Source organism: Kitasatospora gansuensis, from assembly GCF_014203705.1.
In the GTDB taxonomy this organism is placed as follows: domain Bacteria; phylum Actinomycetota; class Actinomycetes; order Streptomycetales; family Streptomycetaceae; genus Kitasatospora; species Kitasatospora gansuensis.
The window spans coordinates 177,888-201,605 of the sequence record NZ_JACHJR010000001.1; the positions used below are offsets into that span (position 1 = coordinate 177,888).

At 73.2% G+C, this 23,718-nt stretch carries 25 protein-coding genes; 14 read left to right on the forward strand and 11 right to left on the reverse strand.

The annotated features are described in order from the left end of the window. Positions 1–80: 80 nt before the first annotated feature. Positions 81–806 carry a helical backbone metal receptor gene (locus F4556_RS00890; protein WP_246510937.1) on the forward strand — a complete coding sequence of 242 codons (726 nt, stop codon included), beginning with the start codon at positions 81–83 and terminating at the stop codon, positions 804–806. Between the two features lie 169 nt (positions 807–975). On the opposite strand, the gene F4556_RS00895 is transcribed toward F4556_RS00890, so the two are convergent. Then, positions 976–2,208, reverse strand: coding sequence for an MDR family MFS transporter (locus F4556_RS00895; protein ID WP_184910742.1), 1,233 nt, complete (start codon positions 2,206–2,208; stop codon positions 976–978). A gap of 164 nt (positions 2,209–2,372) precedes the next feature. On the opposite strand from F4556_RS00895, the gene F4556_RS00900 reads away from it, so the two are divergent. Beyond that, on the forward strand, positions 2,373–2,741 hold the full coding sequence (locus F4556_RS00900) for a cupin domain-containing protein (RefSeq protein ID WP_184910745.1): 369 nt from the start codon (positions 2,373–2,375) through the stop codon (positions 2,739–2,741). A gap of 101 nt (positions 2,742–2,842) precedes the next feature. Continuing rightward, positions 2,843–3,055 (forward strand): EF-hand domain-containing protein, encoded by a 213-nt coding sequence (locus F4556_RS00905; protein WP_184910747.1) that lies wholly within the window; start codon positions 2,843–2,845, stop codon positions 3,053–3,055. Between the two features lie 8 nt (positions 3,056–3,063). Here F4556_RS00905 and F4556_RS00910 read toward each other — a convergent pair whose 3' ends face one another. The 6 genes from F4556_RS00910 to F4556_RS00935 all read right to left on the reverse strand — a co-directional run bounded on the left by F4556_RS00910 (position 3,064) and on the right by F4556_RS00935 (position 8,372). Beyond that, positions 3,064–4,728 (reverse strand): condensation domain-containing protein, encoded by a 1,665-nt coding sequence (locus tag F4556_RS00910; RefSeq protein WP_184910749.1) that lies wholly within the window; start codon positions 4,726–4,728, stop codon positions 3,064–3,066. Beyond that, on the reverse strand, positions 4,725–5,606 hold the full coding sequence (locus F4556_RS00915) for a class-II aminoacyl-tRNA synthetase family protein (RefSeq protein WP_184910751.1): 882 nt from the start codon (positions 5,604–5,606) through the stop codon (positions 4,725–4,727). Before F4556_RS00915 ends, F4556_RS00910 begins: the two co-directional genes overlap by 4 nt. Continuing rightward, complete coding sequence (locus tag F4556_RS00920; RefSeq protein WP_184910753.1) at positions 5,599–6,321, reverse strand: 4'-phosphopantetheinyl transferase family protein; 723 nt, start codon at positions 6,319–6,321, stop codon at positions 5,599–5,601. The genes F4556_RS00915 and F4556_RS00920 overlap by 8 nt, the downstream gene beginning before the upstream one ends. Then, positions 6,318–7,049: a hypothetical protein gene (locus tag F4556_RS00925; protein WP_184910755.1), complete on the reverse strand. Its 732-nt coding sequence runs from the start codon at positions 7,047–7,049 to the stop codon at positions 6,318–6,320. Before F4556_RS00925 ends, F4556_RS00920 begins: the two co-directional genes overlap by 4 nt. A 5-nt stretch (positions 7,050–7,054) precedes the next feature. Continuing rightward, positions 7,055–7,342 carry a phosphopantetheine-binding protein gene (locus F4556_RS00930; protein ID WP_184910757.1) on the reverse strand — a complete coding sequence of 96 codons (288 nt, stop codon included), beginning with the start codon at positions 7,340–7,342 and terminating at the stop codon, positions 7,055–7,057. A 97-nt stretch (positions 7,343–7,439) separates the two neighbouring features. Beyond that, complete coding sequence (locus tag F4556_RS00935; RefSeq protein ID WP_184910758.1) at positions 7,440–8,372, reverse strand: 3-oxoacyl-[acyl-carrier-protein] synthase III C-terminal domain-containing protein; 933 nt, start codon at positions 8,370–8,372, stop codon at positions 7,440–7,442. Positions 8,373–8,574: 202 nt separating this feature from the next. Between F4556_RS00935 and F4556_RS00940 the strand changes: the two genes are divergently transcribed. From F4556_RS00940 to F4556_RS00950, 3 genes are all read left to right on the forward strand, one after another. After that, a complete protein-coding gene (locus F4556_RS00940) occupies positions 8,575–9,687 on the forward strand; it encodes a glycosyltransferase (protein WP_313068089.1) in 1,113 nt (370 codons plus the stop codon). A gap of 72 nt (positions 9,688–9,759) precedes the next feature. Then, a complete protein-coding gene (locus F4556_RS00945) occupies positions 9,760–10,716 on the forward strand; it encodes an ATP-binding cassette domain-containing protein (protein WP_184910760.1) in 957 nt (318 codons plus the stop codon). Between the two features lie 39 nt (positions 10,717–10,755). Further along, entirely contained in the window at positions 10,756–11,511 is a 756-nt protein-coding gene (locus F4556_RS00950; protein WP_184910762.1) for an ABC transporter permease, read from the forward strand. A gap of 66 nt (positions 11,512–11,577) precedes the next feature. Here the strand turns inward: F4556_RS00950 and F4556_RS00955 are convergent, their stop codons facing one another. From F4556_RS00955 to F4556_RS00970, 4 genes are all read right to left on the reverse strand, one after another. After that, positions 11,578–12,858, reverse strand: coding sequence for an aminotransferase-like domain-containing protein (locus tag F4556_RS00955; protein WP_184910764.1), 1,281 nt, complete (start codon positions 12,856–12,858; stop codon positions 11,578–11,580). Then, complete coding sequence (lipP1, locus tag F4556_RS00960; protein ID WP_184910766.1) at positions 12,855–13,802, reverse strand: LipP1 family hormone-sensitive lipase; 948 nt, start codon at positions 13,800–13,802, stop codon at positions 12,855–12,857. The genes F4556_RS00955 and lipP1 overlap by 4 nt, the downstream gene beginning before the upstream one ends. Before the next feature lie 62 nt (positions 13,803–13,864). After that, entirely contained in the window at positions 13,865–14,635 is a 771-nt protein-coding gene (locus F4556_RS00965) for a methyltransferase domain-containing protein (protein WP_221503500.1), read from the reverse strand. A gap of 57 nt (positions 14,636–14,692) precedes the next feature. Continuing rightward, complete coding sequence (locus F4556_RS00970) at positions 14,693–15,778, reverse strand: alpha-hydroxy acid oxidase (RefSeq protein WP_313068090.1); 1,086 nt, start codon at positions 15,776–15,778, stop codon at positions 14,693–14,695. Between the two features lie 303 nt (positions 15,779–16,081). Here F4556_RS00970 and F4556_RS00975 point away from each other — a divergent pair, with 303 nt between their 5' ends. The 8 genes from F4556_RS00975 (at position 16,082) to hppD (ending at position 23,716) form a co-directional block, all read left to right on the forward strand. After that, a complete protein-coding gene (locus F4556_RS00975) occupies positions 16,082–17,383 on the forward strand; it encodes a class I adenylate-forming enzyme family protein (RefSeq protein ID WP_313068091.1) in 1,302 nt (433 codons plus the stop codon). A gap of 103 nt (positions 17,384–17,486) precedes the next feature. Beyond that, positions 17,487–17,750 (forward strand): acyl carrier protein, encoded by a 264-nt coding sequence (locus F4556_RS00980; RefSeq protein WP_184910772.1) that lies wholly within the window; start codon positions 17,487–17,489, stop codon positions 17,748–17,750. After that, a complete protein-coding gene (locus tag F4556_RS00985; protein WP_184910774.1) occupies positions 17,747–18,055 on the forward strand; it encodes an acyl carrier protein in 309 nt (102 codons plus the stop codon). The genes F4556_RS00980 and F4556_RS00985 overlap by 4 nt, the downstream gene beginning before the upstream one ends. Continuing rightward, positions 18,052–19,113 carry a beta-ketoacyl-[acyl-carrier-protein] synthase family protein gene (locus F4556_RS00990; RefSeq protein WP_313068092.1) on the forward strand — a complete coding sequence of 354 codons (1,062 nt, stop codon included), beginning with the start codon at positions 18,052–18,054 and terminating at the stop codon, positions 19,111–19,113. Before F4556_RS00985 ends, F4556_RS00990 begins: the two co-directional genes overlap by 4 nt. Positions 19,114–19,235: 122 nt before the next feature. Then, positions 19,236–19,730: a hypothetical protein gene (locus F4556_RS00995; protein ID WP_221503501.1), complete on the forward strand. Its 495-nt coding sequence runs from the start codon at positions 19,236–19,238 to the stop codon at positions 19,728–19,730. A 91-nt stretch (positions 19,731–19,821) separates the two neighbouring features. Continuing rightward, positions 19,822–21,450 carry a class I adenylate-forming enzyme family protein gene (locus F4556_RS01000; RefSeq protein WP_184910778.1) on the forward strand — a complete coding sequence of 543 codons (1,629 nt, stop codon included), beginning with the start codon at positions 19,822–19,824 and terminating at the stop codon, positions 21,448–21,450. Beyond that, a complete protein-coding gene (locus tag F4556_RS01005) occupies positions 21,447–22,730 on the forward strand; it encodes a beta-ketoacyl-[acyl-carrier-protein] synthase family protein (RefSeq protein WP_184910780.1) in 1,284 nt (427 codons plus the stop codon). Before F4556_RS01000 ends, F4556_RS01005 begins: the two co-directional genes overlap by 4 nt. Beyond that, positions 22,727–23,716, forward strand: a complete 990-nt coding sequence (gene hppD / locus F4556_RS01010; protein ID WP_184910782.1) for a 4-hydroxyphenylpyruvate dioxygenase — start codon at positions 22,727–22,729, stop codon at positions 23,714–23,716. Before F4556_RS01005 ends, hppD begins: the two co-directional genes overlap by 4 nt. Positions 23,717–23,718 lie beyond the last annotated feature (2 nt).

The window sequence follows — 23,718 nt, forward strand, 5'->3', positions numbered from 1 at the left end:
GTTCACCCTGGTGGCGGCCCTGTGACAGTCCTGTCACCCGTGCGCCCTCTTCCGGCGAACGCGGGCGGTAGCGTGGCCGGATGACGATGCGGGTGGTGTCGCTGGTGCCCTCGCTCACCGAGGCGATCGCGGTGGGCGGCGGACGGGAGCTGCTGGTCGGGGTGACCGACTGGTGCAGCGAGCCCGGGGATCTGACGGCGGTTCGGGTCGGCGGGACGAAGAATCCGGATCTGCCGCGGATCCTGGCGCTGCGGCCGGACCTGGTGGTGGCCAACGAGGAGGAGAACCGGGCGGTGGACCTGGCGGCCCTGCGCGCGGCCGGGGTGCCCGTCCGGGTCACCGAGGTACGGACCCTGCCGCAGGCGTTCGCCGAGCTGTCGGAGCTGCTGACGGCCGATCTGGGCCTGGCCCGGCCGGGCTGGCTGGACGCCGCCGAACTGGCCTGGCAGGGGCTGCCCGAGCGGACGCCGGTCCGGGCCGTGGTGCCGATCTGGCGGCGGCCGTGGATGGTGCTCGGCCGGGACACCTTCGCCGGGGACGTCCTGCGGCGGCTCGGGGTCCGGGTGATCCACGCCGAGCACCCGGAGCGGTACCCGGCGATCCCGATCGGTGAGCTGCTGGCCGCCCGCCCGGACCTGGTGGTGCTGCCGGACGAGCCGTACCGCTTCACCGCCGAGGACGGCCCCGAAGCCTTCCCCGGCATCCCGGCGGCCCTGCTGAGCGGCCGTCACCTCACCTGGTACGGGCCCTCGCTGGCCGAGGCGCCGCAGGTGCTGACGGCGGCCCTCGACCGGGCCCTGCGCTAGGCCCTCTCTTTCGGATCACGTCGGATAGTGGGCGGCGTTGGGGTGCGTGCATCGGCGGTGCCGAGGAGGGAGCCTGATGCGGAGCATCGGCGACCGACGAGAAGCCGTCGAGGTGCGTGCCCCGGCGTCGGCCGCCCGGCGTGATCCGAAAGAGAGGGCCTAGCCCCGGCTACTCCGCTGCCCAGGCGCCTGGTTCCGGTACGGGCTGACGGTCCGTCCGGGTCAGCACCCAGCCGATCCCCGCCGCCGCGAGCAGGCCCGCGGCCCCGCAGGCGGTGGTCGCGACCACCGGCGGAACCGTCCGCCCGGCCGTGCCGACCACCGGGCCGAGCAGACCGGCCACCGCCCAGGACAGCCCCAGCACGCCGCCGTAGCGGCCGCGCAGATGAGCCGGGGCCAGCTTGGCGACCAGGGCCTGCCCCGAGCCGGCCGTGATCATCTCCCCGACCGTCCAGACGCAGACACTCAGCGCGAACTCCCACGGAGATCGGCACAGCGCGGAGGCGGCCACCCCGAGACCGGTGAGCGCCATGCCCGGCAGCATGGTGTGGCGCAACGGCACGCGCGAGATCCAACCGAGCGTCAGGGGCTGACCCACGATCAGCACGAAACCGCTGAGCGCCAGCAGGTACCCGTAGAAGGAGGCGTCCAGCCCCGCCCCGGTGACGGCGAGCGGCAGGTAGATGCCGACCTGGAGATAGATCAGGGCGTAGACCAGGATGGCCAGCGCCGTGACGGCCAGCCTCCGGTCCCCGGTCAGCAACCGCACCGGGTCGCCGATCCGGGCGGGCGCGTGCTCGGTGGCCGGCCTGGTCTCGGGCAGGAACCGGACCATCAGGACACCGAAGACGAACGTGCTGAGGGAGTCGATCACGAAGAGCGTCGTATAACCGAGCGACAGCAGCAGTCCCGCCGAGGCGGCGGCGACGGTGAAACCCAGGTTCACCGCCCAGAACTGGATCGCGTAGGCCCGGACCTGGTCGCGCTCCGGCACCAGGTCGGCGATCGCCGCGGTGACGGCCGGCCGGTGGACGTCCGCCACCAGGCCGAGCACGAAGATCAGGCCCACCAGCAGCGGCAGCTCCCGCACGAACGCCAGCGACATCACCACGCCGGCCGAGGCCAGCAGCCCGGCGGCCAGCGTCGGGCGCCGTCCGAACCGGTCGGCGCACACCCCGGCGATCGGCTGGGACAGCACCGCACCGACGTTCCACACCACCATCACCGTGCCCGCCGTCGCGAGCGACAGGTGGCGCGGGCCGGTGAGGTACAGCAGGAAGAACGGCTGCACATAGGTGCCGGCCCGGGTCACCAGCGTCCCGAGGCAGATCCACCAGAACGAGGCGGGCAGCCCGGCCGTCGCGGCCCGCAGCTTCCCGGTCGAAACCACTGCCTCACTCATGACCGGCGCCCCCACCGAACATCCCCTCACCTCGACCGGACCGTACGTCCGCGGGCTGGAGCGTACCCGCCTCGAACGGCCCCCTGGTGCGGCGTACCGTGAGAGGAAGGGCCGTCCCTCCGACGGCGGAGTACGTCCGGGCGGCCGCCGAAGGAGATGGCGTGATGTCGGGTCTGCTGCGGAAGAGTCTTGAGACACCCGAGGAGGTCCGCCCCTTCGAGGCGGGCATGGGGCACCTGGCGCTGGTCGACATGGACGGCGCCTCGGTGGGCCGGGCCACCTTCGAGCCCGGCTGGCGCTGGTCCGAGCACGTGAAGCCGATCGCGGGCACCGACAGCTGTCAGTCCGCGCACTTCGGGTACTGCCTGTCGGGGCGGATCACGGTGCGGATGGACGACGGCGACGAGCAGGAGTTCGGCCCCGGCGACGCGATGACCATCGCCCCCGGGCACGACGCCTGGGTGGTCGGTGACGAGCCCTGCGTGGTGCTCGACTGGCAGGGCTACACGGACTACGCCAAGCGCTCCGGCTGACCGGACCGCACCAGGGAGCCGGTTCGGGGGTCCGGCGTCCTGACCTCTCCTGACGGGCCGATAAAGTACCTGCACCACGACCCATCAGGAGGGGTACCACCATGGCTGACATCGAGACCGCCAAGCAGACCTTCGCGCGCTACGACGCCGACAACGACGGCTTCATCACCGCCGCCGAGTACAGCAAGGCGATGGCGGAGCTCGGTGACCCCTACGTCACCGAGACCGTCGCCCAGGCCCTCATCAACAAGGCCGACACCAGCAAGGACGGCGTGCTGAGCTTCGACGAGTTCTGGGCCGCCCAGAACGTCTGACCCACAGCTCAGGCCAGTCGGGCCTGCCAGTCGGTCACCCCACCGTCCCGGCCGCTGCCTTCGGCCGGGACGGCCCCGTCGATCACGTAGTACTGCGGGGCCATCGCGGTCTGCCGCTCGGACAGCGCGGCCAGCACCGCGAGGTGCGCCCCCGCCGGGGTGAGCGCGCGTTCGCCGGAGTCCAGCCGGGCGGTCAGCCGTCCCTGCTCCACGGTCACCGTCGGGCGGGTGTCGGCGCCCAGCGCGTGGGTCAGCAGCTCCCGGACGGCCGCCAGGTCGATCCACGAACCGTCGACCGACGCCCACTCGCCGTCCCGCACGCCGGGCGCGAGGCCGGTCAGGTCGGTCAGTCCGTCGAGCGGCACCGGGCCGTCCGCCGCCGCCTCGACCAGGGTCAGCAGGCCGCGGGCCAGTCGCTCGCTGTCGGCCCGGTCGAACACCTGCGGGCAGGTGTGCAGCGAGAGTTCGACGCAGTCCCGGACCCGCCAGATGTTCAGCATCACCCGGACCGGCACCTCCTCGTCCGGGTACCAGCTGAGCTCCGGATCGGTGTACGGCATCGGGCGCGCCTGCGCGGCGGCGTCCGGGATCGTCATGCTGAGGTCGTTCACCACCACCTGGCGGGCCCAGCGCGAGCCGCGCAGATGGGCGACGTCCTCGATCAGCTGCCAGATCAGGGTGGCGTCGAAGGTACTGTGCCAGTAGCCCGCCAGCGCGGCCGCCTTGGTCCGGCCGATCACCTCGTCCAGGTCCGCCGCCCCGGTGTCCACGGCGAGCAGCGCGTCCTGGGCCAACGTCCCTACGTGGTTCGCCAGTTGGGAGCGGTGGCGGTTCGCCGAGAGCGCGGCGATCACCAGCCTGGGCTGGGCCGCCCGGTGCCCGACCAGGGCGGCGAAGATGCCGAGCAGCACGCTGGACGGGCTGGCGCCGGTCCGCTGCGCGGCGGCCGCGAGTGCGGCGGCGGCCGAGGGCGAGCGGATCGCCAGGGTGGCCAGCCTGCCGGGCGGCCCCGTGATGCCCGAGTCGGCGAACACCGCCTGCGGGCTGGTGCGCAGGATCTTCTCCCAGTGCCGCAGCGAGGCGGTGGCCCGGCGCCGGCCGACCGGGGTGCGCTCGGACTGCGCCACCTCGAGCGGGGTGGGCGCGCCGATCGGCCCGAGCTCGCCACCGCTGAGCAGGGTGTACCACTCCTCGAACAGCCGGGAGGTGGCGGCACCGTCCGCACCGGAGTGACAGACCACCACCGCCAGCCGGACCGGCCGGCCGTCCCGGGTCAGCAGGGTGTACCGGATCGGGAAGTCCGCCGCCAGGTCGAACCCGACCGGCCGGTCCTTCCGGGCCAACTCATCAGCCAGCGCGTCGAGTTCGCTGTCCGGCCCGGCCTCCACCAGGGTCACCCGGAACGATCCGGCGGCGTGCACCTCCTGCCGGGTCGGGCCGCCCGGGCCGTCGGACGGGAACCGGGTGCGCAGCGACTCGTGCCGCTCGGCCAGCTGCCGCAGCACGGCAAGCACCTCAGGCAGCCCGGTGCCGAGCGGGATCGGCCAGACCGCGTGCTTGTTGATCTGGTCGGGGTCGTCCCGGCGGATGCACAGGATCATGTTGTCCTGACCGAAGGTCAGCGGTCCCGAACCGGAGCTGCCGCCGTCGTACTGGACCGTGATCACGGTCATCGGCCCCGGCCCCCGGTCAGCGCGAGCCGGACGGACTCCGGCCACCGGGCCGGGTACGGGCCGTGAGCGTGGATCAGCGCCAGCGCGATCCGCTCCAGGCCGAACGCGGCACAGGCGGTGTGGCCCGGCTCGCCGTCGGCGGTGAAGCCGAAGACGGTGCCGAAGGTGTCCTTGTGGCAGTTGGCCGAGGCGATCGCCTGGACCAGTCCGTCGGCCAGCTCGACCCGCAGCTCGTACTTCAACTCCTGGGCGCGCTGGGCAGCTTGGAAGATCCTGCGGGCCCGGCCGAAGAACGGGTCGTCCGCCACCTCGACCGCGGCCTTGAGGTCCAGTGCGCTCAGCCAGTCGGCCACCCGGTCCAGCCAGCGGGTCCGCCAGTCCTCGCAGTGCTGCTGGCTCCCGGCGGTGACGTACTCGGCCATCCGGAAGCTGCGCAGCCGGCCCGGCTCGTGGCTGCCCTCCTGCCGGAAGCAGTGCGCGGAGGTGGCGAACCTGACCGGCTCGGTGAGCTCCCGGCCCTCCAGCGTGGCGTACAGCGGGTAGCAGGCGGCGGGCAGCAGGACCAGGTCACCGATCTGCTGGGTGGCGTGCCAGTCCGGACGGCCGGAGAGCTCGCCCCACTCGGCGGCGGTGCCGGTGAAGCTGTGCACGGTGCCGAGCAGGTGCGGGAACGCCTTGACGTAACCGGCCCGTTCGACCAGCGCGCGGGAGATCACCGGCGGTACGGCGATCCGCTCGAAGGGTTCGTCGGCGCCGAGCGCCTCGATGCCCAGCCGGAGGTCGGCGATCAGGGTCTCGAAGGCGCCGGAGTAGAGGACCACGCCGGGGACGTCGGTGGGCAGCAGGGTGGCCGCGCCCGACGGGTGGGGATCAGTCATCGGCTGCTCCTGGGTCGAGTGGTGGGCGATACGGGGTCCAGGTCCGTCGGCGGACCTGGAAGGGCGCCGGTCCGTCCAGTGCGACGGCGGCCCGGAACGGCCCCGGCATCCGGATGTCCCGGACCCAACAGGGGCCTGCTGAAAGACCGTTGAGCATGTCCAGCCGGAACGGGCTGCGGCCGACCAGCCGGAGCGGCAGGCCCTGGGCGAGCCGTCCGCCGTAGACCTTCACGCCCGCCTCCCGGCGGCACCAGAGCTGGGTGAACCGGGCCGAGCGGTGCCGCGCGGACGGTCCGTCGGCGACGAACCTGGCCTCCTCGGGCGGGAAGTACCGGCCGGCCACCCGGACCGCGACGCGTTCGGCGGGGAGCTCCTCGACGTCGGCGCCGACCGGCCGTCCGGGCGCGACGGCGAGCACCGCGAGCGACCCGGAACCGGACCAACTGAACTGCGCGCCGGTCGGGTTGTGCACCGGCTCGGGTTTCCCGTGCGGGCCCCGGCGCCAGGCCAGTTCGGCCGGTGGCAGCCCGAGCGGCCGGGCGGCCAGCAGCCGGACCGCGCCCCGGCCGACCACGAACCTGGCCCGGCGGACCGGATCCGGCATGGCCCGGGCCCGTTCGCGTTCACCGTGGTCGAGCAGCCGGTGCAGGCGGTCCACCACCGGCGGTGGCTGGTCGGTCGGGATCACCCAGAGGGTGACCGTGTCGGTGCTCACCCGGCGGCCGGTTGGTCCAGCGCCGACCAGCGGCCGAACTGTTCGTCGAGATCGGTGACCCGCACCGGGCCTGCGCCGCCCGCGAGTCCAGCCCAGCACCCGGTCAACGGCTGGTCAGGGTGGCTCGGCGGCCGGTCACCCTCGGGCGGTTCGGAGAACTGACGGATCGCCATCTCCCCTCCCTCCACGGCTGGTTCGAGTAGCAGCAGGACTCCCTGGTGGCGCTTCGGCAGCGTCACGGGCCCGGCGGGCCGATAGTGCAGCGTGCTCTGCTCCAGGATCAGCACCAGGGCCCGGCGGCAGGCACCGGTCCGCGCGTACTGGTCGGCGATCCGCAGGGCCGTGAACGGCGCGGCCGAACCCTGGTCGCCGATCGCGAAGGCGAGCGGCCGCCCGGGGCAGCGGCGGGCGAGATGGAGCGTGACGGCCCGGCCGGGCTGGACGTCCGGCACCGCGAAGGCCAGGATCAGCAGGTCGACCGACTGATCCTCGGTCAGCGCGAGCCGGTCGATCAGCACCTCGCCCATCTCGCCGTAGGCGTGGCCGACGCCCTGGTCGAGCAGGTCCTCGCGCAGCGGCAGCCCGTACGGCCGGGCCAGGTCGCCCGCGAAGACCCGCAGGTCCGGGTCGAGCGAGGTCTCCGAGCGGCCGTCGAACTCCTGGGCCAGCACCCGGCTGATCCGCAGTCCGCCGGGCGCGGCCGAGCGCGGGTGCGGGTGCGGGGCCATGTCGGTCAGTCCTCGGCGATCGTGTGTCCGGCGACGAAGTCCGCCAGGCTGGCGACCGAGCGCAGGTCGTCCTCGCCGATCTGCTCGACGTCGACCTGGATGTCCAGCGCCTCCTCCAGCTCCAGGATCAGTTCCAGCGTGCCGGCCGAGGTGAGCCCGAGGTCGTCGAAGAGGCAGGCGTTCTCCGGGACTTCGGCGAGCTCCTTCTTGAGCACCCGCGGCAGCAGGGTGCCGATGCTGGTCAGCACCCGGCCGCGGAGGGCGGGGTCGGTCTCGAGGGTGGTGTCGTCCATCGGTGGTACGTCCCATCGGGCATGGCACGGCTCGACAGCGGAGCCGGAACCGGCTTGGCGGAGAGAAGAACTGATGATCCGTCAGCTACGGGACCCGTCAGTGGCGGACGGTCATCGCCGAGAAGGTGGCGCCGAGACCGGAGGCCGCGATCAGGTAGCGGTCACCGGGTCGGAGCAGGCCCCGCGCGGTGGCGGTGTGAAGATTGATGAAAGCATCTGCGGCGAAACTGTGCCCGACCGAGGCCACGTTGTCCAGCACCACCCGTTCCACCGGGTAGCCCAGACGACGGCACAGGCCGCGCCAGGACACGCTGTTGACGTTGTGCGGCAGCACCAGCGCAAGTTCGTCCAGTGCGATCCCGGCCTGTTCGAGCGCCTGCAGGATCACCTCGGCCATCGCCTCGGGATAGACCCGCTGGTACTCGGCCAGCAGCTCCGGATCCTCGGCCAGCCGGCCGTCGAACTCGCCGAGCTGCCGGACGGCGTACGAGAGCACCTCGTCCCGGCCGCCACCGGCCCGGATCAGGCAGGCGGCCGCACCCTCGGCGAAGATGGCCGTCTCCGGGACGAGTTGGGCGTCCCTGGTGAAGGTCTTCTCCCCCGTCAGCACCAGCGCCAGCGCACCCGGGTCGGGTTCGGCGGCGAGCAGCCGCCCGGCCAGGTCGATGGCCAGCAGGCTTGCCGCACAGGCGTGGTGGGTGACCGCGAAGGCGTTGGCGTGGCCGAGGCCGAAGCGGTCGAGCAGCTCGTGCAGCGGGTTGGCCGGGTAGGGCGTCGAGACCGGCATGCTGCGGGCGTGCAGCACGTACCGGACCTGGTGTTCCCGTCCCCGGAGTTCGGTCAGGGCGCCGAGGGCGCCGGTGAGCAGGTCGAGCAGCGTCCCGTCCGGGTCCAGGCGCACCTGGTCCAGTCCGTGGAAGCGGCGGAAGAGTTTGAGTTGGCGCGGGGTCAGACCGATCCGTTCCCCGACCGCCTCGATGGGCACGGCACGGTCGGGCAGATGGACGGCCACTGCCTCCAGTGCGGTCACCCGGGCTAGTATTCCCACGCCCCGCGAGCCGCACAAGATGCGTTCCGCTTCCGGCGCGGGTGACCCCGAGCAGGTGGAGACCTCCCTGATGGCTCGTCATACCCCTTTGACCAGCAGGTTCATGCTCGTCGTGCCACCGCTGACCGGTCACGTATTTCCCACAATTGGTCTAGGCCGCGAGCTGTTGGCCCGTGGTCATCAAGTGGTCTGGACCGGTTCGGAGCCCGTGCTGCGCCAACTGCTGGACCCGGGCAGCGAGATCATCGGCACCGGATCCCGGCTGTTCCGCCCGCAGGGCGGCTCGGGCCCGGCGGCGGTGCACTCGCTCTGGGACGGCTTCGTGGTGCCGTACGCGCGCTTCACCGCCAAGGCCCTGGACGCCGCCGTCCGCAGCCGGCGGCCCGACGTACTGCTGGTCGACCAGCACACCCCGGCGGGCGCCCTGACGGCGCATCGGCACGGGCTGCCCTGGGCCTCGCTGGCGCCGGGCCTGATGGAGCTGGGGCGACCGTTCCCCGAGCTGGAGCCGTGGATCGAGGAGCGGCTGCGCGGCCTGTGGCAGCGGGCCGGGCTCCCGGCCGGGGAGTACCTGGACCCGCGCATCTCCCCCGATCTGGTCCTGGCGCTGACCGGCTCGACCTTGGCCGGCGGCCCGCTCCCGGCGGAGTACGCGCTGGTCGGCCCGGTGCTGACGGACCGTCCGGCCCAGCCGGACTTCCCGTGGGAGCGGCTCGACCCGACCCGGCGTCAGGTGCTGGTCTCGATGGGCACCCTGGCCGAGGAGCTGACGGCGGACTTCCTGCGCCGGACGGCCGCCGCACTGCGCCTGCTCGGCCCGGGGGTACAGGCGGTGGTGGTGGCGCCGCGCGAGCTCTGGCCGGAGTTCCCGGACGGGACGGTGACCGTGGAGCGGGCGCCGGTCCTGGAACTGCTGGCGGGCGGCACGGTGGCGGCGCTGCTCGGCCACGGCGGGCTCAACACCACCGGCGAGGCGCTCGTCCACGGCGTACCGCCGGTGCTGGCGCCGATCCGGCACGACCAGCCGCTGGTCGCGGAGCGGGTGGCCGCGGCCGGGGCCGGGCTGCGGATCTCCTTCGAGCAGGCCGGACCCGGCGAGATCGCCGGGGCGCTGCGCCGGGCGCTGGACGAACCGGCCCTGCGCGCCGGGGCCGAGCGGCTCGGCGCCGAACTTCGGGCGAAGGGTGGCGCACGCACGGCAGTTGACCGGCTTGAGCTGCTGGCCCTGACGGCGGCTCAGCGCGGAAACCAGTTGGTCCAGACCATTGTTGCGGAGCCCGCCGAGCCCCTAGGGTGACCGGACAGGCCCTGGCCGCCGTTGTGCGCCGGGCCTTCCCCTGACAGCCCACCCCAGTACGGGAGTTCCGGCTTGATCGAGACCACGGGGCTGCGCAAGTCCTACCAGTCCCGCAAGGGCCGCCAGGCCACCACGGTCGACGCCGTCACCGGCCTCGACCTGAGCGTCGCCGCCGGCCAGATCTACGGCTTCCTCGGCCCCAACGGCGCCGGGAAGACCACCACCCTGCGGATGCTCGCCACCCTGATCCGCCCGGACGGCGGCGAGGCCACCGTCGCGGGCGCGGACCTGCGACGCGACCCTGCCGGGGTTCGCCGCCGGATCGGCTACGTCGCCCAGGGCGGCGGCACCACCGACACCGTCAGCGGCCGGGAGGAGCTCGTCCACCAGGCCAGACTGCACGGCATCGGCAAGGCCGAGGCCCGGCAGCGCGCCGAGCGGGCGATCGCCGCCTTCGAGCTCGGCGAGTTCGCCGACCGGCCCTGCCAGACCTACTCCGGCGGCCAGCGCCGCCGGGTGGACATCGCGCTCGGCGTGATCCACTCGCCCGGCGTGCTGTTCCTGGACGAGCCGACCGTCGGCCTCGACCCGGCCAGCCGGGCGCACGTCTGGGAGGAGATCCGGCGGCTGCGCGGCGAGGGCATGACGGTCTTCGTGACCACCCACTACCTGGACGAAGCCGACGCGCTCTGCGACCGGATCGGCATCATCGACCACGGCGGCATCGTCGCCGAGGGCACCCCGGAGGAGCTCAAGCAGGAGATCTCCGGCGACGTCGTCCTGGTCGGCCTCACCGGCGGCGACAGCGTGGAGAAGGCCGCCGGCGCGCTGCGCGGCGAGCTCGACCTGCGCCAGGTGGAGACGCCCGAGGACGGCGGCCTGCGGCTCTACGTCCGCGACGGCGCCGCCGCCATCCCGCAGCTGCTCCGCACCCTGGACGGCGCGGGCGTGGTGCCCACGACCATCCAGCTCCAGCGCCCCAGCCTGGACGACGTCTTCCTGGCCCGTACCGGCCGCTCGCTCGCCTGACGCTCGCCTGACGCCTCCCCGAAGCCGGAGAACCCGCCCATGAAACTCGCCCGCGACACCTGGCTGGTGTTCCAGCGTCAGGTGCTGCTGATGGTCCGCACCCCGATCTGGCTGGTGGTCGGCGTCATCCAACCGCTGTTCTACCTGCTGCTCTTCGCCCCGCTGCTCAAGCAGGTGCTGGGCGCCGGGAGTTACCAGGAGGCGTACCGCATCTACGTCCCCGGCCTGCTCGCCGTGCTGGTCATCTTCGGTGGCCTGTTCACCGGCTTCAGCCTGCTCGGCGAGCTACGGGCCGGCATCATCGAACGCTCCCGGGTCACCCCGGTCAGCCGGCTGGCCCTGCTGCTCGGGCGAGCGCTGCGCGAGGTGCTGGCCCTGATGGTCCAGGCCGTCATCATCACCCTGCTGGCGCTGCCGTTCGGCCTCACCGTCGCCCCACTCGACCTACTGCTGGCCTACCTCCTGATGGCCCTGCTGGCCCTGATGACCTCGGCGATCTCCTACGGCATCGCCCTGCTGGTGCGCAGCGACGCCGCGCTGGCCCCGGTGGTGAACACGGTGGCCCAGCCGATCGCGCTGCTCTCCGGCGTGCTGCTGCCGCTGGCGCTGGCGCCGCAGTGGCTGCGGTCGATCGCCGAGTGGAACCCCTTCTACTGGGCCGTGGAGGGCATGCGCGCCCTGTTCGCGGGCCAGGTCGGGGACAGCTCGGTCTGGCAGAGCCTGCTGATCGTCTCGGTGCTCACCGTGGTGGCGGTCTGGTGGTCGGCCCGGCTGTTCGCGGAGCGGGTGCGCTGAATCGGCACGACTTCGGCATGCTGAAGCGGGGCGAGGCCGGTGGCCTCGCCCCGCTTCGGCATGCCGCTATCCGGCCTCGGACCGGATGAACGCCGCCAACCGCTTGATGCCGACCGTGATCTGACCGACCGTCAGACTGCTGGAGGAGAGCCGCAGCCGGTGCTCCCCGCCGCCGGCCGGGTAGAAGTCGGCCATCGGCGTCCAGAGCACGCCGTACTCCTCCGCGCACCGCCGCATCGCCGCCGCGTCGGCCCGGAACGGCACCGTCAGGACGGTGAAGTAGCCGCCCTCCGGCTGGTTCCAGCTCACCCCGAGCCCGGCCCGTTCGGCGGGTGGGAAGTGCTGCTCCAACTCGGCCAGCAGGGTGGTCAGTCCGGCCGCGTAGTGGGCCACCGCGGTGGCGTTCGCCGCCCGCAGCCGGAAGTCGTGGCGGATCAGCAGGCCGCCGATCACGGCCTGGCTGAGCGCCGGGGTGTTGACCGTCGTCATGCTCTTCAGCTTGGCCAACTGGTCGGCCAGCAGCGTCACTCCGCCGTCCGGCGCCACCACCTCCTGGTCGGCCAGCACATAGCCGAGCCGGGCACCGGGGAAGCAGGTCTTGGCGAACGAGCCCAGGTGGACCACCACTTGGTGCCGGTCCAGCGCCTTCAGGGTCGGCCGGGTGCGCCCGGTGCGGGTGAAGAAGCCGTACGGGTTGTCCTCGATCACCAGCAGGCCCTCGGCCTTGGCGGTGGCCAGCAGCTCCCGGCGCACCGCCGTGGGCAGGCTGACCCCGGACGGGTTGGCGAAGTCCGGCACCACGTACAGCGCCCGGGGGCGGCGCCCCTCGGCCCGCAGGGCCCGGGCGGTGGCCGCGACCGCCGCCGGGTCGCCCTCGGGGACGGGCACGGTGCTGATGTCCAGCAGCCGGGCGGCGCCCGTGACGCCGACGTAGCAGGGCGAGCTGACCAGCAGGACGTCGTCCCGGTCGGCGCACAGGGCGCGCAGCACCAGCAGCATGCCCTCCTGCGCGCCGACCGTGACCACCAGCGCCGGGGGCGCCACCGTCAGGCCCTCGTCGTTGGCCAGGGTGCGGGCGATCAGCTCGGCCACGATGCCCTTGGTGGGGCCGTACTGGAACAGCGTGCTGCGGACCTGGTCCTCCGTCAGACCCCGCTCGCGCAGGTGCGCCAGGAAGGCGTCCAGGTACTCGGTCACCCGGTCGGTCTCGAAGAAGCCCTCGTAGGGGCGCCCCGGGGCGAACGAGATCGCTTCCGGGTGGCGGCCGGTGATCTCGTTCAGGAAGGTCATCGAGTCCAGCAGCGGGTCGGCCAGCGAACCGTGCAGCTGGTCCAGGCGCAGCGTCATGACGCCCCGTCCGGCCCGAAGGCCGTCCGCAGCCGCTGCGCCGCCCACTCCTGGGCCCGGCGGCCGGCGTCCAGGGTGCCCGCCATGGCGAAGAAGCCGTGCACCATGCCGTCGTAGCGCCGGGCCAGCACCGGTACCCCGGCGGCGGCCAGCGCGGCGGCGTACGCCTCGCCCTCGTCCCGGAGCGGGTCGTACTCGGCGGTGATCACGGTGGCGGGCGGCAGTCCTGACAGGTCGTCGGCGCGCAGCGGCGAGGCCAGCGGGTCGTCGCCGTCCGCCTCGGCCTTGAGGTAGTGGCCCCAGTACCAGTCCACCGAGTGCCGGTTGAACAGCAGCGGGTCCTCGCTCTCGCGGACCGAGGCGGTGTCCGCCCGGTACGCGGTGTTGGGGTAGACCAGCAGCTGGTGGCGGAGGGCGGGGCCGCCCTCGCGGCGGGCCAGCAGGGTGACGGCGGCGGCCAGGTTGCCGCCCGCGCTGTCGCCGCCGATCGCGATCCGGTCCGGGTCCAGGCCCAGGTCGGCGGCGTGCTCGGCCAGCCAGACGGTGCCGGCGTGGCAGTCCTGGACGGCGGCCGGGAAGGGGTGTTCGGGGGCCCGCCGGTAGCCGATCGAGACGGTGACGCAGTCGGCGGCGTTGGCCAGCCGACGGCAGATCGCGTCACAGGTGTCCAGCGAGCCGAGCGTCCAGCCGCCGCCGAACAGGTAGACCAGCGCCGGGAGTCGGGCACCGTCGCGCGGGCGGTGCAGCCGCAGGGTAAGCGGGCCGCCGGGGCCGGGGATCTCCAGCTCGGTGACCGAGTGGACCGGCTCGGGCGCACCGCCCGCCGCCTGCACGGCGGCCAGATCGGCGGCTCTCGCCTGATCCAGGGTCAGGGTGTAGAGGGGGGGTGTACCGGCTTCGGCGCGCCGGGCCCGGAGCGCCCGGACTTGCGGGTCGAGTGGCATGGCTTCGCTCAACCTCCGTTCGGGTAAAGGGAGCTGATGGGGTGCTTCACGGTGACCATTCGTCAGGTCCGCCGGTACGCCTCGACATAGATCGTCTCGTCACTGCGGAACGCGGTGTCGAGATCTGCGATCTCGGTGTGCAGACCTTCACGGTAGGCGCACAATTGCACCTCCTCGGCCGCGAAACCGGCCGCACCCAACACGTACTCCAACTCCTCCTGGTCGTAGATCCATTGGTGGCCGTAGTACTGGAAGATCTGGTTGATCAGGAACGCCTTGCGCTCGGGCATCGGCGGGCCGAAGCCGAGCATGCTCAGCCGCCGCCGGTGCTTGCCCAGGAAGCCGTCGCCGTTCACGTAACTGGCCAGGTAACGCCGGAGGTCCGGGGTGGTGATCCGGAGTACGCCACCGGGGCGCAGCACCCGGTGGCACTCGCGCAGCCAGCCCAGGGCGACCGGCAGCGGCACGTGCTCGATCAGGTGCTCGGCGTAGACCCAGCTCACGCTGGCGTCGGCGAACGGCAGCGGCCGGGAGATGTCGAGCTGGGTGAAACAGCGTTCGCCGTCCACCCGGTAGAGGGTGCCCGGCTCGGTCGCGGCCTCGGGGCTGGTGAGTGCGGTGATATCGGTGCCGAGACCGTTCGGGTGGGCCGTCTTGAATGCGGCGAACTCGATTCCGGTCAGACCCAGGTCGAGGAAATCCTGGTGACTGTGCGGAAGGGTGGCGGATATCGCCTCGAGTTTCTCGCAGCCCGCCACTCCGGCGCTGAATTCGTCCATCCGGACGGCCAGCGTCTCCGGATTCTCCCAGTCCCAGTCGGAGAACTTGTCCACTGCGCTGCTGCCTTTCACTGGAATTGCACGAAATCTGAGAACTGACCCGACAACCGGTCAGGCGCCGAGATCGGCGAGGGCGCTGCGGTCGAGGTCGCCGGGGCGGGGGCGGCCGAGCAGCGCCAGGGTGTGTTCGAGCTCGTCCTGGAGCAGTCCGAGCACCCGCGCCGCACCGGCTTCGCCGCCGACCGCCAGGCCCCACAGCACCGGGCGGCCGACCAGCACCGTCCGCGCTCCGAGCGCCAGCGCGGTGGCGGCGTCGGTGCCGGAGCGGATGCCGCCGTCCAACAGCACCGGGAAGTCGGCGGGCACGGCGGCGACCACCTCGGGGAGGGCGGTCAGGGTGGGCACCGCGCCGTCGAGTTGGCGGCCGCCATGGTTGGAGACCACCACCGCGGCCGCGCCGTGCTCGACCGCGAGCCGGGCGTCCTCGGCGGTCAGGATGCCCTTGAGCACCAGCGGCAGGCTGGTGCGCTCGCGCAGCCAGGCCACGTCGGTCCAGGTCAGGGTGGTGTCGAACTGCTGCCTGGCGTGCTCGGCGATCGCCGAACTCCCGGCCGCCGAGCGGCCGGTGGCGACCATCAGCTCCGGGTCCAGGTTCACCGCCCTGACCTGCGGCGGAAGGGCGAACCCGTTCCGCAGGTCACGCAGCCGGCGGCCGATCCTCGGGGCGTCCACGGTCAGCACCAGGGCCTGGTAGCCGGCCCGTTCGGCCCGCTCCACCAGCCCCGTCAGCACCTCCCGGCCGCGCAGCCAGTACAGCTGGAGCCAGAGCGGGCCGGTGGCCTCGACGGCGATCTCCTCGATGGTCCGGCCGGCGAACATCGCGGCCACCGTGAGCAGCCCGTGCTGCCCGGCCGCCCGCACGGTGGCGGTCTCGCCCGCCGGGTCGACCAGCTGGTGGTAGGCCATCGGCGCCACCCCGATCGGCGCGGCCAGCCTGCTGCCGAGCAGATCCACCGTCAGATCCGGGGCCGAGACGTCGACCAGCACCCGGGGGCGGAAGCCCCACCTGCCGTACTGGCTCAGGTTGCCGGCCAGCGTGCGTTCCCGGTCGCTGCCCCCGTCGATGAACTCCCGGACCGCGACCGGGAGCCGGCTCCGGGCGGCCTCCTCGATCTCCCGCAGCGTCAGCTGATCCACCGGCTGCCCCACCCTCCCGGGCGGCCGCGTGCGGGCCGCTCCCGGCTCGGCAGCGTAGGGGCCCGATCCCTCATTGGTATAGACCTTGACCCGATCCAATCGTCTGTGCCAGGGTCGGGGAACGCGGAATTCCAAGCCGCCGAAAGTGAACCGACTGCCATCTTTGTCTCCCCCATTCGTGGAGTGGCGTTGACCGGTTTCCCCAGCTCTCCGCCCCCGCATTCCGAAGCACCGGAAGGCTGGGTCGAGCACTTCCTATTGGCCGGTCCCGGTCAAGAAGTGTGTCTCCGGTTCGAAAAGCCGGTGACGCGCACCACCCTGCGTTCCCTGGTCGCCGACCAGGTGACGCGACTGACCGCCGCCGGGCTCGCACCCGGCGGTACGGTGGCCCTTCGGCTGCCGCCCTCGCTCGGCTACGTCAGCACCCTGCTCGCCGCCTGGCAGCTGGGCGGCCAGGTCTGCCTGCTGGACCACCGGCTGACGGAGCACGAGGTGGCGGCGGCGCTGGACCGGCTCACCCCGCAGGTACTGGTCGAGGCGGACCGGCACCCGGCTTCGGGGCTGCGCGGGTTCAGCGAGATCGAACCGGTCGCCGTCCCGCTGCCCGGCGGGCAGCCGGCCCGATCGCCGCACGTGCTGGTCCAGTTGAGCTCCGGCTCGACCGGACCGTCCAAGGTGATCGCCCGGACGGCCGCCGACCTGCTCCGCGAACTCGCCTGCTACCGGGCCCTGTCCGGCTTCCCGCAGGCGGGCGAGCGCACCGTGCTGCTCTCCTCCGTGGTCCATGTCCTGGGCCTGGTCGGCGGGTTGCTGCACGGCCTGCACAGCGGGGTCCGGCTCACCGTGCCGGAACGGATGACGGCGGCCGGCCTACTGGCCGCCATCGCCGAGGACGACCTGCCGACCACCGTGATCGGTGTACCGTTCCACGCCGAACTGCTCGCCGGGGTCCGTGCCCCGCGCCCGCTGCCCCAGCTCACCCGCATCATCGTCGCGGGCGAACTGACCAGGCCGGGCGTGGCCGCGGCGATCGGCGAACGGTACGGGGTGCCGCTCGGGACCATGTACGGGATGACCGAACTCGGTGTGATCGCCACCGATCTGACGGGCACCCTGTACCCCGGCACCCGCCCCGTACCCGGTCTCGAACTGCGCACCGAGGGCGGCGAACTGCACATCCGGCGGGCCGACTCGCCGTACCTGGGGCTCACCGATCCGAGCCGCTGGTCCGACGGTTGGCTGCACACCCGGGACGCCGCCGAGCTGGACCGGGCGACCGGCCTGCTCACGGTGCTCGGCCGACGGGACTCACAGGTCTCGATCGGCGGCCTCAAGGTCGACCTGACCGAGGTCGAGCACACCCTGACCGCGCTGCCCGAAGTCCGCGAAGCGGTGGTGGTGTTCGACTCCGGCGCGGTCGCGGCCTACCTGGTCCCGGCCGACGGCGCCGAGGTCGAGCAGATCCGGGCCGGACTGGAACACCGCCTGGCGGGCTACAAACGGCCCCGTCGGCTCTCCCTGCTGCCAGCCCTCCCCCGGACCGCCACCGGCAAGCTGCTGCGCGACCCGGCCGGGCTGCGCGCGGCGGCACTGGCCGAGCGCTGAGCTCGGCTCCGTCCCACTGACCGATTCTGGGCAGTACCTGGGCAATTCCTGGGCGCTGTCCGGGAGTTTCACCCACCCCTCGACCCCTTGAACGGAGCCCCCGATGCAGGACGCCATCCGCGAGTTCGTGCTCGCCGCCCTGACCGAGATGAACTACGACGTCTCCGAGGTCACCGGTGACACCGATCTCGGCCCCGCCGGTCTCGACCTGGAGTCGCTTGCCCTGGCCGACCTGGCCGTCCAGGTGGAGGAGGAGTACGGCGTGAAGTTCGACCTGGACGACATGGAGGGCACCGCGCTGATGACCCTGGACCAGTTCACCGCGGACGTCGCCAACCGGCTCGCCGCCGCCGGTACCCCGGCGTGACCGGGGCGCCGCTGCCCGACCGGGCCGACGTGCTGCCCGACCGGGCGGAGGTGCTGACCGTACTGGCGCAGTTCCACGACCGCTCGGCCGAGGCGGTGGACGAGGAGCTCGGCTCGCTCGAACTCACCTGGCTGATCGCCGAGTTCGAGCAGCGCTACGGCGACCTGGAGCTGCCGGACGAGGCGGTGGACGCGGTCCGTACGGTGACCGACGCGGTCGAGCTGCTGCGGACCTCGGTCGAGCTGTTGCGAAGTGCGGTTGGGCCGGTCGGCCCGGCTGGTCCGGCCGGGCGCGGGCAGCCGTGACCGGCATCCGGGTGGCCGTCACCGGGCTCGGGGTGCGCTCCGCGTTCGGCGCCGGGACCGGCCCACTGCTGGCCGCCGCCGTGCACGGCAGACCCGGCTTCGGGCCGGTCGACCGCTTCGACGTGACACACCGCCAGGCCCGCCGGGCCGCGCTGGCGCCGGGCTCCCCTGTCCTCGGCGAAGCGCTCACGGCGGTACTGGCGGAGGCGACCGCCCAGGCGGGCGTGCCCGGCGGACCGCTCCTGCTGGCCCGTCACGGCGACCCGGTCACGGCCGCCGACTGCGCACCCGTGCACGAACGTTGGGGTTCGGGCCGGGTCTACATCGGGGCCTGCGTGGCAGCCGGTACGGCGGTGGCCGACGCCGCCGCGCTGATCGCCGCCGGACGGCAGGACCGGGTACTGGTCGCGGCCGGTTACCTGGTCGAACCGGACACCTTCGCGGTCTTCGACGCCGGCCGGGCGCTGGCCCGGGACGGCGAGGCCCGGCCGTTCAGCGCCGGCCGCAGCGGGCTGCTGCTCGGCGACGGCGTGGTGGCGGTGGTGCTGGAATCCGAGGCGGTGGCGCTGCGGCGCGGCGCCGAGGTGCTGGCCGTGGTGGCGGGCTGGGGCCGGGCGGGCGACGGGTACCACGTCTGCCGTCCGGCACCGGACGGCTCCGGACTGGCCCGGGCGATCCGGGCGGCGCTCGGACGGGCCGCCCTGACGCCCGATCAGATCGGCTACGTGAACGCCAACGCGACCGGCTCGCCGCTCGCCGACCAGGCGGAGGTGCGGGCGCTGCACACGGTCTTCGGGCCGACCCCGCCACCGGTCAGCTCCAGCAAGTCCGTGCACGGGCACGCCCTGGAGGCATCCGCCCTGCTCGAGCTCGCGGTCACCGTCGAGTCGCTGCGCAGCGGCCTGCTGCCGGTCAACGCGGGGTGGCTCGGGCCGGATCCGGACTGCGCGCTGGACCTGGTGCTGGCCGGGCCGCGGCGGGCCGGGCCCCGGTACGCGCTGAGCCTCAACTCGGCGTTCGGCGGCGCCAACACCGCGCTGCTGGTGGCTGCCGCGTGAAAGGTTCCGGGCGGGGGAACGGTCTCGGCGAGGTGAACGCTCACGATGGCGTGAATGGTCTCGGCCTCGTGAACGGCCTTGCCTCCGAGAACGCTCGCAGCAGCATGAACGCTCACCACAGCGTGAACCGTCTCCGCCTACTCGCGCACGGCCGCTGGCCGGAGCCCGGCGACACCGAGCTCCCCCGCCTGCCCGGCTTCACCGACTCCCCGTTCAACCCCCTCGTGGTAGCCGCCGCCGAACGCTGCCTGCACGCCTGGGGGCGCGAACTTCCCGGCCGGACCGGGCTGTTGCTCACCAGCGCAAGCGGTGACCTCGGCACCGCCCGGGCCATCAACGAGGCGGCCGGCAGCGGCCGTCGGGTACCACCGCTGCTGTTCTTCCAGTCCAACCCGAACGCCGTACTCGGCCACCTGGCCGCCCGCTGGAGCCTGACCGGACCGGTGGTGGCCACCAGCCCGCCGGCCGCCGTGCCGGGTGAAGTACCGACGGACGCCCTCGAGTTGGCGTCCCTGCTGCTGGCCGACGACGAAGCCGACCAGCTGCTGGTGATCGCCGCCGAACAGGCCGACCCCGCCGACCCCGGCCGGGCCGTGGCCGTGCTGCTCACCGCCTGACACCTGACATTCCCCCGTCATCCCCCGCCGCTGCCCGCCAGCGGCTCATCTCACCGGCATGGCCACCGGCCATCGGGAGGGACCTTTCACCGTGAGCATCCGCAGCATCCGGGCCCGACTGGCGGACGACCCCGCCGTGGGCGCAGGCAACGTCCTGACCACCCGGATCGCCCTCGGCGAGGGCCTCGACGAACCACTGCTGACCTTCGACACCCCCGTCGACGACCACGCCGCCTGGGAGCCGTTCACCCTGCGCGAGCTGGACCGCGCCGTCCGGGCCCGGGCCGCCGCCCTGCACGGGCTCGGCATCGGCCGCCGCGACCCGGTGGTGATCTACGCGAGCGCCGCCGCCGACCATGTGCTCGGCTTCCTCGCGCTGGCCCGGCTCGGCGCGATCCCGGCGCTGCTGAACCCCAACCTGGACGGCGAGAAGGCCGCCCGCTACATCCACCGGCTGCGCGCCGCCGGGGTGTTGACCGATCCCGCGCACCGCGAGCTGCTGGCCGGGCACGACCCGGGTGCGCCGCTGCTGCCCGAGATCGCCACCCTCGCGCAAGGCGACCCGGCCGACGCTCCGGAGCCGTACCGGCACTGGGGCGGCGACCCGGTCGCGATCACCCACTCCTCCGGCACCACCGGGCTGCCCAAGGCCGTCGTTCACTCGCACGACAGCCTGTACGCGGCGATCCGGCACCGCCTCGCGCTCCCCCGCCCGCAGGGCTCGGAGCGGATGCTCTCCGCGCTGCCCTCCCCGCACGCCGCCACCCTGATCATCACCAACCTGGCGCTCAGCTCGCAGGCCCAGCTCGCACTGCTCTCCGCGCAGGGCGGCGAGGGCGTGCTGCAGGCGGTGGAGAGCTGGCGGCCGCACGGCGTGATCGGTTTCGCCGCCACCTGGGCCGACCTGGCCAGGCACGACCTGAGCACCCGTCAGCTGGACAGCGTGGCGCTCTGGTGGAACACCGGCGACTGCGCGCACGAGGCGCACATCCGCCGCCTGATCGCCACCGGCTCCCGCGAGGGCGTCAGCCGCGCGGGCCGGGTCCGTACGCCTGGTTCGGTCTTCGTGGACGGCCTCGGCTCCACCGAGATGGGCCACTCGCACTTCTTCATCACCCACAGCCAGGACACCGACCGCTACGGCCGCTGCGTCGGCCGCCCGCACGCCTTCGTGGACTGCGCCGTCCTCGGCCCGGACGGCAGCGAGCTCGGGCCGAACGAGATCGGCGAGCTGGGCACCAACTCCCCGACCCTGGCACTCGGTTACTGGAACGACTCGGTCACCACCTACCGCACCCGGGTCCGCGGCTACTTCCTCACCGGTGACCTGATGTACCGGGACGAGGAGGGCTACTACTACCACGTGGACCGCGCAGTGGACTCGGTCGAGCTCGGCGACGGGCACCGGCTGTACACCGCGATGTCCGAGGAGCGGGTGCTCGCCGCCTGCCCCGAGGTGCTCGACTGCACGGTGGTCGCGGTCCGTGAGGGCGACCGGGTGGTCACCGACGTGCTGCTCCAGCTCGACCCGAAGGCGGATCAACTCACCGACCGCACCAAGGAGGTGACGGCGGCGCTGGAGGACCGGGTGGCCGCCACCGTCCGCCGGGTGCTGGTGGTCTCGGACGACCGCATCCCGCTCGGGCCCACCGGCAAGGTGCGCAAGGTCCTGCTCCGCGAGTGGCACCTGGCCGGCAGCACCACCCGGACCACCCGATGACCGCCGCCGTGGCGAACGCCGCCGTGGTGACCGGGATCGGCCTGGTCACCCCGGTCGGCCGGAAGGCGGCCGAGGTCTTCGAGGCGCTGACCGCCGGACGCTCGGGCATCACCGCGGTACCCGAGGGCCACCCGGCGTTCGGCTGGCTGCCCGCCGCCGGGATCGCCCCGGCGATCGACGGCCGCGAGGTGCTGCCACCGACCGAGACCCGCTGCGTGGACCGGTTCGTACTGCTCGCACTGGCCGCCGCCGACGACGCGCTGGCGGACGCCGGGATCGTGGTCGGCCGGGACGTCGCCCCGGACCGGATCGCCGTGGTGCTGGGCACCGGCGGGGCCGGCCTGGAGACCTTCGAGCAGCAGTCGCACCGCCGCCTGGAACGCGGCCGACCCGCCGTCAGCCCGTACCTGCTGCCGGGCATGCTGGCCAACATGGCGGCCGCCCGGATCGCCATCAAGCACGGTGTCCGGGGCTACAGTTCGGCACCCGTCACCGCCTGCGCGGCCGGGGCCCAGGCGGTCGCCGAGGCACTCCGGCTGATCCGGGCGGGCGAGGCGGACGTGGTGGTGTGCGGCGGCAGCGAGTCCTCGCTGCACCCGACCATCGCCGCCGCCTTCACTAACGCCCGCGCACTGGCCCAGGGTTGGGACGATCCCGGGCAGGCCAGCCGTCCGTTCGACGCCCGCAGGAACGGCTTCGTGCTCGGCGAGGGCAGCGCCGTCCTGGTGGTCGAGCGGGCCGAGCACGCCGACGCCCGGGGTGCGGCGGGCTACGCCGACCTGGCCGGCTGGGGCGGCAGCACCGACGCGCACCACCCGACCATGCCCCGCCCGGACGGTGCCGGCGCCGCCGACGCGATGCGTCTGGCGCTGCGCAGCGCCGGTCTGGCCCCCGGCGACATCGACTACGTCAACGCGCACGGCACCGGTACCAAGCTCGGCGACCTGGCCGAAGTCGCCGCGCTGCGCGAGGTGTTCGGCACCGGCCGGCCGGCCGTCAGCTCCACCAAGGGCTCCACCGGCCATCTGCTGGGGGCGGCCGGTGCGGTCGAGGCGGTGGTCTCGGTGCTGGCCGTGGCCCGGGGCGAACTACCGCCCACCGTCAACCTGGACGATCCCGACCCGGCCTGCGACCTCGACCACGTCCGGGGTGCCGCGCGCACCGGACCGGTCCGGGCCGCGCTCTCCAACTCCTTCGCCTTCGGCGGTCACAACCTGAGCCTGATCTTCGGCCCGCCATCCACCCGCGCCACCAGATACCAGCCGGGAGAGATCCGTTGACCATCCAGAGCATCGCCCACGTCGAGTTCCACTGCGCCGACGCGGACCTGTTCGCCGCCTACCTGGTCGAGGCGTACGCCTTCACCCGGGAGCCGCCGGTCGCCGCCGAACCGGGGGTCCGGCGGGTCTGGGTGCGCCAGGGCACGATCCGCCTCCTGCTCAGCTCGGCCGGGCAACCCGACCACCCGGTGGCCGAGTTCGTGGCCCGGCACGGTGACGGGGTGGCGGTCTTCGCGCTCGGCTGCGCCGATCCGGCCGCCGCGCTGGACCGGGCGCTGCGCAACGGCGCCCGTCCGCTGGCGCCCGGACTGGTGGCGGGCTTCGGGGACGTCGCGCTGCGGTTCGTCCCCGAGCCGGAGCAATCAGCCCCCACCGCCGACCTGTTGCAGTTCCTGGACCACGCCGCGCTCTGCGTGCCGGCCGGGGAGCTGGCCGGGGCGGTGAAGTTCTGCGAGCAGGCGCTCGGCTTCCGCCGGATCTTCGACGAGTACATCGAGGTCGGCGCCCAGGCGATGGACTCCAGCGTGGTGCAGAGCCCGTCCGGGCTGGTCACCTTCACTCTGATCGAGCCGGACACCGCCCGCTCGCCGGGCCAGATCGACACCTTCCTGGACCGGCACGAGGGCTCGGGCGTCCAGCACCTGGCCTTCCACACCGGCGACATCACCACCGCGGTGCGCGAACTCGCCGGGCGCGGAGTCGAGTTCCTCTCCACCCCGCAGACCTACTACGACGCGCTGCCGGAGCGGATCGGGGCCACCAGCGTCCCGGTCACGACCCTGCGCGAGCTGAACGTACTGGTCGACCAGGACCACGGCGGCCAGCTGTACCAGATCTTCACCCGCTCGGCGCACGACCGGCGGACCTTCTTCCTGGAGCTGATCGAGCGTCAGGGCGCCGGCACCTTCGGCTCCGCCAACATCCGGGCCCTCTACGAGGCCGTCGAACGCCAGCAGACCGCGACCACCACCGCCCCGGCCAACTGAGG

Bases quoted from the DNA above. Each gene is read 5' to 3' on its own strand.
- F4556_RS00980 (WP_184910772.1), top strand. From the start codon at position 17,487: ATGCAGGACGCCATCCGCGAGTTCGTGCTCGCCGCCCTGACCGAGATG.
- F4556_RS00905 (WP_184910747.1), top strand. From the start codon at position 2,843: ATGGCTGACATCGAGACCGCCAAGCAGACCTTCGCGCGCTACGACGCC.
- F4556_RS00900 (WP_184910745.1), top strand. From the start codon at position 2,373: ATGTCGGGTCTGCTGCGGAAGAGTCTTGAGACACCCGAGGAGGTCCGC.
- F4556_RS00915 (WP_184910751.1), bottom strand. From the start codon at position 5,606: ATGACTGATCCCCACCCGTCGGGCGCGGCCACCCTGCTGCCCACCGAC.
- F4556_RS00925 (WP_184910755.1), bottom strand. From the start codon at position 7,049: ATGGCCCCGCACCCGCACCCGCGCTCGGCCGCGCCCGGCGGACTGCGG.
- lipP1 (WP_184910766.1), bottom strand. From the start codon at position 13,802: ATGCCACTCGACCCGCAAGTCCGGGCGCTCCGGGCCCGGCGCGCCGAA.
- F4556_RS00910 (WP_184910749.1), bottom strand. From the start codon at position 4,728: ATGACCGTGATCACGGTCCAGTACGACGGCGGCAGCTCCGGTTCGGGA.
- F4556_RS00930 (WP_184910757.1), bottom strand. From the start codon at position 7,342: ATGGACGACACCACCCTCGAGACCGACCCCGCCCTCCGCGGCCGGGTG.
- F4556_RS00950 (WP_184910762.1), top strand. From the start codon at position 10,756: ATGAAACTCGCCCGCGACACCTGGCTGGTGTTCCAGCGTCAGGTGCTG.
- F4556_RS00890 (WP_246510937.1), top strand. From the start codon at position 81: ATGACGATGCGGGTGGTGTCGCTGGTGCCCTCGCTCACCGAGGCGATC.
- F4556_RS00895 (WP_184910742.1), bottom strand. From the start codon at position 2,208: ATGAGTGAGGCAGTGGTTTCGACCGGGAAGCTGCGGGCCGCGACGGCC.
- F4556_RS00955 (WP_184910764.1), bottom strand. From the start codon at position 12,858: ATGACGCTGCGCCTGGACCAGCTGCACGGTTCGCTGGCCGACCCGCTG.
- F4556_RS01005 (WP_184910780.1), top strand. From the start codon at position 21,447: ATGACCGCCGCCGTGGCGAACGCCGCCGTGGTGACCGGGATCGGCCTG.